We start from the raw sequence: 7,521 nt of genomic DNA, 5'->3' as shown, positions 1-7,521 counted from the left end.
GAACGGCCCCCGTCCCTCCGGAGGGACGGGGGCCGTTCCCTGCGCGGGGAGGTGACGCCCTCCCCCCGCGCCGGGCGGCTTCCACGGGCCCCGCACGGCGGCGGCACCGGCGCCGTGGCCCCGTCCCGTGGCGCACCGGCCCCGTGACCCCGCCCCGCGGCGACTCCGCTCCGTCTACGGCTCCTCGGGCACGAGGACCCCGAGTTCGACCTCCTCGAAGACGCGTGACCACCAGGACTCCTCGTCCGCGAAGGCCTCCGGATCGCTCTGCCGCGCCCGCTCGACCACCTCGTCGACGAAGTCCTCGTAGCCGTCGGAGTCGTCGCTCCTGCCCGAACGGACGAAGTCCTCCCAGACCCGTAGGACGCCCTGGAGGCCCTCGACCGAGGAGTTGACCGTCCCGTGTTCCTGCACGGCGTCGTCGGCACGGCCGCGGACCATCCGGACCCCACCGCCGTCGAGCAGCAGCCAGTAGGCGGCGTCGCCGTCCTCGAACGCGCCGAGGAACACCGCCCGGCCCTCCGCGAGGACCCGGACCGACAGTTCGCGGGCGGGGTCCCGCACGAACATCCGGCAGCAGTCGGTCGGCAGCCCCCGCCGGCCCAGCGCCTCCACCGCCCCCTCGTCCGCGCCCGCTGCGCGGAGGGCGTCCGCGTCGTACGGCAGCCAGTCCATCGTCTTCCACCCGTCCCGTCCGACCCGTCCACCGGGCACGTTCCTCTCGGGCCGAGGAGCGGCCCGTGGGGGGAATCTAGTCCAAGTAGCCCCGCAGCTGATCGGCGTAGGCGTGGTCCCGCAGCCGGTTGAGGGTCTTGGACTCGATCTGGCGGATGCGTTCGCGCGTGACGCCGAAGATGCGCCCTATCTCCTCCAGGGTGCGGGGCTTGCCGTCGTCGAGGCCGTAGCGGAGCTGGACGACCTTCCGTTCGCGTTCGCCGAGCGTGGAGAGGACGTCCTCCAAGTGGCGGCGGAGCAGCAGGAAGGCGGCGGATTCGACGGGCGAGGCGGCGTCGCCGTCCTCGATGAGGTCACCGAGGGCGACGTCCTCCTCCTCGCCGACCGGGGCGTGCAGGGAAACCGGTTCCTGGGCGAGCCGGAGGACCTCGCCGACCCGCTCGGGAGCCAGGTCGAGCTGCGCGGCGACCTCTTCCGCGGTGGGTTCGTAGCCGCGTTCCTGCAGCATGCGGCGCTGGACCCGGATGACCCGGTTGATGAGTTCGACGACATGGACGGGGACCCGGATGGTCCGGGCCTGGTCGGCGAGGGCGCGGGACATGGCCTGGCGGATCCACCAGGTGGCGTACGTGGAGAACTTGTAGCCGCGGGCGTAGTCGAACTTCTCGACGGCCCTGATGAGGCCGAGGTTCCCCTCCTGGACGAGGTCGAGCATGGTGAGGCCGCGGCCCACGTACCGTTTGGCGACGGAGACGACGAGGCGGAGGTTGGCCTCGATGAGCTTGCGCTTGGCGATCCGGCCGAGGACCACGAGCCGGTCCAGGTCGATCGCCAACTGCGTTTCCAGGTCGGGCGTGTTGGCGAGCTTCTCCTCGGCGAAGAGGCCCGCCTCGATCCTGCGGGCGAGTTCGACCTCTTCCTCGGCGCTGAGCAGCGGAATGCGACCGATCTCGCGCAGGTACTGGCGGAAGAGGTCGGAGGAGGGCCCGTTGCCCCCGGGCTCGGGGCGACGCCGCTGGGCCGGGACCTCGGGTTCGGCGTCCGGTTCGGCGTCCAGCTCGCGGGGTGACGGTTCCTGCTGGTGGGTCCGGGTCTCGGTCTGCACGGCGGGGCGACCTCCAGGAAGGGGGGGACGGCACCGTCATCCAGTGTGGGGTACGACACATCGCCGCCACGAGGGGCGTGCGGTGACTTTTTGGGACCGCCGGGTCACCGAACGTCAAAGTGCGGCGGCGCCGTTGTTCCGGAGGGTCTGCCCGTACTGGGTGAGGACCCAGAGCTCGTTCTGCACGGCGGCGAGCTGCTCGGGGTCGCCGTTCGCGCCGAGTCGGGCCAGGGTGCCCTGCACGTCACGGATGCGGCGGTCGACGGCGCGGAGGCGGACGGTGACGAGCTGGTCGCCGGCGTACGCCTCGTCGACGGCCTTGGCGAAGATCGTCTCGACGGCGAGTTCGGTGACCAGGGCGCGGACCGAGTCGTTGGGGGCCGCCTCGCGAACGGCGTCGAGGTAGTCGGAGGGCGCACCGGCGGCGCCGCCGGCGTCCTGGACGCACTGGCGGACGGCCGCATAGGGCGGGGCGGTGAACTCGTCGACCCCGTAGGCGTCGAAGGCCGGGGAGACCAACTCGGGTCGCTGGAGGGCCAGTTTGAGGAGTTCCCGCTCGGTGCGGTGGGCGGGGCTGCGCAGGTTGAGCGCGGGGCCGGAGGGGGTGGCGGGTGGGGCCGGGGCGTCGTAGGTGCGCGGGGGCTGCTGCCGCTCGGGGCCCCGGCTGCCGCCCTGTCGCTGCCAGCGGGCGATCTGGGCGACGCGACGGACGACGAACTGGGTGTCGAGGATGCCGAGCATGCCGGCGAGCTGGACGGCGACCTCGTGCTGGGAGGCGATGTTCTTGATCTTCGCGACGATCGGGGCGGCTTCGTCGAGGGCGGCGGCGCGCCCCGCCGGGGTCTCCAGGTCGTATCGCCGCACGATCTGCCGGAGGGCGAACTCGAAGAGCGGGGTGCGGGGTTGGACGAGCTCGGCGACGGCCTCGTCGCCCTTGGCGAGCCGGAGCTCACAGGGGTCCATGCCGTCGGGTGCGATGGCGATGTACGTTTCGGCGGCGAACTTCTGGTCGTCCTCGAAGGCGCGCAGTGCGGCCTTCTGGCCGGCGGCGTCACCGTCGAAGGTGAAGATGACGCGGGCCGAGCCGTTGTCCATGAGGAGCCGGCGGAGGATCTTGATGTGGTCGCCGCCGAAGGCGGTGCCGCAGGTGGCGATCGCGGTGGTGACTCCGGCCAGGTGGCAGGCCATGACGTCGGTGTAGCCCTCGACGACCACGGCCCGGCTGACCTTGGCGATGTCCTTCTTGGCCAGGTCGACGCCGTAGAGCACCTGGGACTTCTTGTAGATCGGCGTCTCCGGCGTGTTGAGGTACTTGGGCCCGTTGTCGTCCTCGCGGAGCTTGCGCGCGCCGAAGCCGACGATCTCGCCGCCGACGTCCTTGATCGGCCACATGAGGCGGCCCCGGAAGCGGTCGATGGGGCCGCGCCTGCCGTCCTGGGAGAGGCCGGAGAGGATCAGTTCCTTGTCGGAGAACCCCTTGCCGCGCAGGAAGCGGGTGAGGTGGTCCCAGCCGGCCGGGGAGTAGCCGACGCCGAAGTGTTCGGCGGCGGCCTGGTCGAAGCCGCGCTCGGCGAGGAACTTCCGGCCGATCTCGGCCTCGGCGGAACCGAGTTGCTCGGCGTAGTACTGGGCGGCGATCTTGTGGGCCTCGATCAGGCGGATGCGTTCCCCGCGCTGGTGGCCGGGGTTGTAGCCGCCCTCCTCGTAGCGCAGGGTGATGCCCGCCTTGGCGGCGAGGCGCTCGACCGTCTCGGAGAAGGAGAGGTGGTCGATCTTCATCACGAAGGCGATGGTGTCGCCGCCCTCCTGGCAGCCGAAGCAGTGGAAGAGTCCCTTGCTGGGGCTCACCTGGAAGGAGGGCGACTTCTCGTCGTGGAAGGGGCAGAGCCCCTTGAGGTTTCCGCCGCCCGCGCTGCGGAGCTGGAGGTATTCGGACACGACGGCGTCGATCGGGACCGCGTCCCGTACCGCCTTCACGTCGTCATCGTTGATCCTGCCTGCCACGCATGAATCCTACGGGGTCGGAGCGCGGTCAGATCAGCGTCTCCAGGGAGACGGAGGGGTCGGCGAGGGCCTCCGGGTCCACGGGCGTGCGGGCCCGGATGAGGGCCTGGATCGGATCTGTGACGTCCCACACGTTCACGTTCATGCCGGCGAGGACCCTCCCCTCCTTGAGCCAGAAGGCGAGGAATTCGCGCTTGCCGGTGTCGCCGCGGACCACGACCTGGTCGTACGAGCCGGGCGGGGCCCAGCCCGAGTACTCCATGCCGAGGTCGTACTGGTCGGTGAAGAAGTAGGGCACGCGGTCGTAGGAGACGCGCTGCCCGAGCATGGCGCGGGCGGCGGCCGGGCCGCCGTTGAGGGCGTTGGCCCAGTGCTCGACGCGGAGCCGGGTGTGCAGCAGCGGGTGGTGGAAGGCGGCCACGTCGCCGGCGGCGAAGACGTCGGGGTCGGAGGTGCGCAGCGACTCGTCCACCGCGATGCCGCCCCCGTCGGCGCGGTCGACGAGGGCGAGGCCCGAGTTCTCGGCGAGGGCCGTGCGGGGGGCGGCGCCGATCGCGGCGAGGACCGCGTGGGCCGGGTGCTCCTCGCCGTCGTCGGTGCGGACGGCGAGGACCATGCCGTCCTGGCCGATGATCTCGGTGAGGCGGGCGCCGAAGTGGAAGCGGACGCCGTGGTCGGCGTGCAGGTCAGCGAAGAGCTGGCCGAGCTCCGGGCCGAGGACCCGGTACAGCGGGGTGGGGTCGGCCTCGACGACGGTGACCTCGGCGCCGTAGCCGCGGGCGGCGGCGGCGACCTCCAGGCCGATCCAGCCGCCGCCGGCGATCACCAGGTGGCCGTTGTCCCGGCCGAGGCCGGCGAGGACCTGGCGGAGCCGGTCGGCGTGGGCGAGCCGGCGCAGGTGGTGGACGCCGGCGAGCTCGGTGCCGGGAACGTCGAGGCGGCGCGGCTCGGCACCGGTGGCGAGGAGCAGCTTGTCGTAGCGGATGACGGTGCCGTCGCCGAGCCGGACGGTGTGGGCCTCGCGGTCGACGGCGGTGACGGACTGGCCGCGGTGGAGCTCGATGTCGTTCGCCGCGTACCAGGCGGCCTCGTGGACGAAGACGGCGTCGCGTTCCTTGGCCCCGGTGAGGTAGCCCTTGGAGAGGGGCGGGCGCTCGTACGGGTGGTCGCGTTCGTCGCCGATGAGGATCACCCGGCCGTTGAACCCCTCGGCGCGCAGGGTCTCCGCCGCTTTGGCCCCTGCCAGACCCCCGCCGACGATGACGAAGGTCTGATCTGCGTCGACCATGTCGTTTCCTCCTCGTTGCGACCGGTTCCAACCTACGCCCCCGGACGTTCGTCCCGTGGTACCCGTCCGGGCCGTGCCTGCGAGGGTCCCGTACGGACGGGGACGGCGGAAGAGGGCGGCGGCGGGCCGGCGGTGCCGGTTCGACCGGGTCGGCCGCGGGGGATCGCCCCCGCCGCACACGAGTCCGTCAACCGCCGTTCTTGACCCAGGAGGAGAGGAGCGCGGCGAGTGCACTGCGGGCCCGCCCGGCGACCGAACCGTCACCCCTGGCCCGCGGCGCCAGCTCGACGTGCACGAAGGCCGTTCCGTACTTTTGCGCCGCTTTACCCTGTACGTTCGTCGTTCCTTCCAGGGGACAGCGGTCGGACCAGCCCCGGCAGACCCGAAGTCCGTCGTCCTCCAGTCGATCGGCGAGCCCCTCGGCCTCCGCAGGGGCGGCTTCGGTGACACCCGTGGAAAGAATGGCCTCATAGGGACGGTCCGACGCCCGCGCGAAGCCGTGTATCTGCATTCCCGGAACGTTCCTCTTCTGGAATTCCAGAACAATGCCGTGAAATGCACTGTCGGTGCGGTGCGCGACGTCCGCGGAGTCCTCCCGGCCGGAAGTCCGGTGGGCACCCGCAAGGACGAGGGCGCCACGGGGGGTGCCCTCCAGGAGGTCCACGCCGAGCGTTTCGGTGTCGCGGTCGGCCACCGGATGGGGGACCTGCACGGTCCATCCGACGGCCGCGTCCGCGGTCACGTACAGCCGCCCCCATCGCGCCTCCTCCCCCGACCCCCGGGCGGCCACCTCGTCATAACGCCTGCCGGAAGCGGTGTCGGTGAGCCTGGTCACGCGGAAGTCAACGGCGGCAAGGCTCTTTTCCGCTGCCCGGAAATCTCCTTCCAGGAGTTCTCCGACGCCTTCCGCGAGCGCCTTTTGCTGCCGCTTGGTGGGAGGCGCGTAGGAGTCCCGCTCCTTGACCTGCTCGGCATATTCGAGAATCCGGTGCCGAAGGTCGACGAGTTCGCGTTCCCGCGGGCGCGCAGCGCCCGATGCATCGGGTGGTGACGCCTGACATCCGACCAGTGCGAGTGCCATGCCGACCACGACCGCAACGGAGAGGGGGTGTGATGATCGTGTCATGCGAACAGGAAAGTTGATCTTGATGCGCATGTAAAAATCTGCCAGTGACATTCTGTGAATCTCTCCGCATGGGTTGTGCGCTGGCGGCAGCGACGACGCTCGTCCTGGTCGGCGGCTGTGCATCACCCCCCGTGGAGCCACAGACGAAGTCGGGAGGCCGGTCCTTCAGCGTTGCCGCTGCGGGAGATGTTCTCATCCACCCCGAACTGGTCGAACAGGGAGCCAAGGACGCGAAGCGGTCGGGCAAGGGGGAGGCCGGGCTCGACTTCGGCCCCCTGATGGCCGGTGTGCGCCCGGTGATCAGCAAGGCCGACCTGGCCATCTGTCACATGGAGACGCCCGTGGGAAAGCCGGAGGGCCCCTTCGAGGGGTACCCGGAGTTCCTCGTGCCGCCCCAGATCCTCACCACACTGAAGGACGTGGGCTACGACACCTGCTCCACCGCCTCGAACCACACCTACGACCACGGCCTGAAGGCCGTGCGCCGCACCCTGGACGCGATGGACAAGGTGGGTCTCGGCCACACCGGCTCGGCACGCACCCCCGAAGAGGCGCAGAAGGTCAACATTCGTGACGTCAAGGGCGTCAAGGTGGCACACCTCTCCTACTCGTGGGAGTCGTTCCTGAACCCGACGCCGGCGAAGGAAAGCTGGGCGTTCAACCGGATCAGCACGGAAGAGATCAAGAAGGCCGAGGTGCGGGCCCGGCAACAGGGCGCCGAGGTCGTGATCCTCTCGCTCCACTGGGGGCTGGAGCACTACAACGAACCGAGCGTGCCCCAGCTGGAGCTCGCCGAGCGGCTCACCAAGGAAACGGGGATCAACCTCGTGATCGGGCATCACGCACACGTGGTGCAGCCGATCCAGAAGCTGAACGGCACCTGGGTCGCCTACGGCCTGGGCAACCAGGTGGCCCGCCACTCGTCGCCCACCGGCCTCACCGAAGAGGGGGTGATCGGCTGGTTCGAGTTCCGGGAGACGGACGACGGCTGGGACGTCGCCGCCCGCTACCGCACCACGCTGGTGGACATCCCGCCCGAGTCCGAGCCGGGCGAGGAGCATCCCGCGGGATCGGTGGAGGAGCACCGGGTCGCCGACGTGCGGAAGGTGCTGGACGCCCCCGGCGACCTCTCCCCGGAACGCCTCGCGCGCTACCGCCTCGCGGCTGAGCGGACACGCGGGTTCCTCTTCAACCGAGGGGCTCCGGGCGGCGACGGGCTGACCGAGCTCTCCCTGACGGAGTGAGTTGATCCACCGAACGTCCAGCCGCCTCACGACCGGAGCGGCGGCCCGTGTCGGCGGTCGCCTCCGTGCGGTCGCAGAA

At 70.8% G+C, this 7,521-nt stretch carries 6 protein-coding genes; 1 reads left to right on the top strand and 5 read right to left on the bottom strand.

Annotated features, from left to right (window positions below; genetic code table 11):
• Positions 1–174: 174 nt before the first annotated feature.
• From ACFW22_RS32470 to ACFW22_RS32450, 5 genes are all read right to left on the bottom strand, one after another.
• Complete coding sequence (locus tag ACFW22_RS32470; RefSeq protein WP_386411662.1) at positions 175–675, bottom strand: SUKH-4 family immunity protein; 501 nt, start codon at positions 673–675, stop codon at positions 175–177.
• 76 nt (positions 676–751) lie between these two features.
• Positions 752–1,780 (bottom strand): RNA polymerase sigma factor, encoded by a 1,029-nt coding sequence (locus ACFW22_RS32465; RefSeq protein ID WP_386411660.1) that lies wholly within the window; start codon positions 1,778–1,780, stop codon positions 752–754.
• Positions 1,781–1,894: 114 nt separating this feature from the next.
• Positions 1,895–3,784 (bottom strand): DNA primase, encoded by a 1,890-nt coding sequence (dnaG, locus tag ACFW22_RS32460; protein WP_386411658.1) that lies wholly within the window; start codon positions 3,782–3,784, stop codon positions 1,895–1,897.
• Positions 3,785–3,812: 28 nt separating this feature from the next.
• Positions 3,813–5,072: an NAD(P)/FAD-dependent oxidoreductase gene (locus ACFW22_RS32455; RefSeq protein WP_386411656.1), complete on the bottom strand. Its 1,260-nt coding sequence runs from the start codon at positions 5,070–5,072 to the stop codon at positions 3,813–3,815.
• Between the two features lie 187 nt (positions 5,073–5,259).
• Positions 5,260–6,198 (bottom strand): hypothetical protein, encoded by a 939-nt coding sequence (locus ACFW22_RS32450; protein WP_386411654.1) that lies wholly within the window; start codon positions 6,196–6,198, stop codon positions 5,260–5,262.
• A gap of 68 nt (positions 6,199–6,266) precedes the next feature.
• On the opposite strand from ACFW22_RS32450, the gene ACFW22_RS32445 reads away from it, so the two are divergent.
• Entirely contained in the window at positions 6,267–7,442 is a 1,176-nt protein-coding gene (locus ACFW22_RS32445; protein ID WP_386411652.1) for a CapA family protein, read from the top strand.
• Positions 7,443–7,521: the final 79 nt, after the last annotated feature.

Origin of the sequence: Streptomyces sp. NPDC058872, from assembly GCF_042743065.1 — a bacterium.
Taxonomy (GTDB): Bacteria; Actinomycetota; Actinomycetes; order Streptomycetales; family Streptomycetaceae; genus Streptomyces.
The sequence above is the reverse complement of the archived record's forward strand: the minus strand, read 5'-3'. Positions and strand labels throughout refer to the sequence as shown.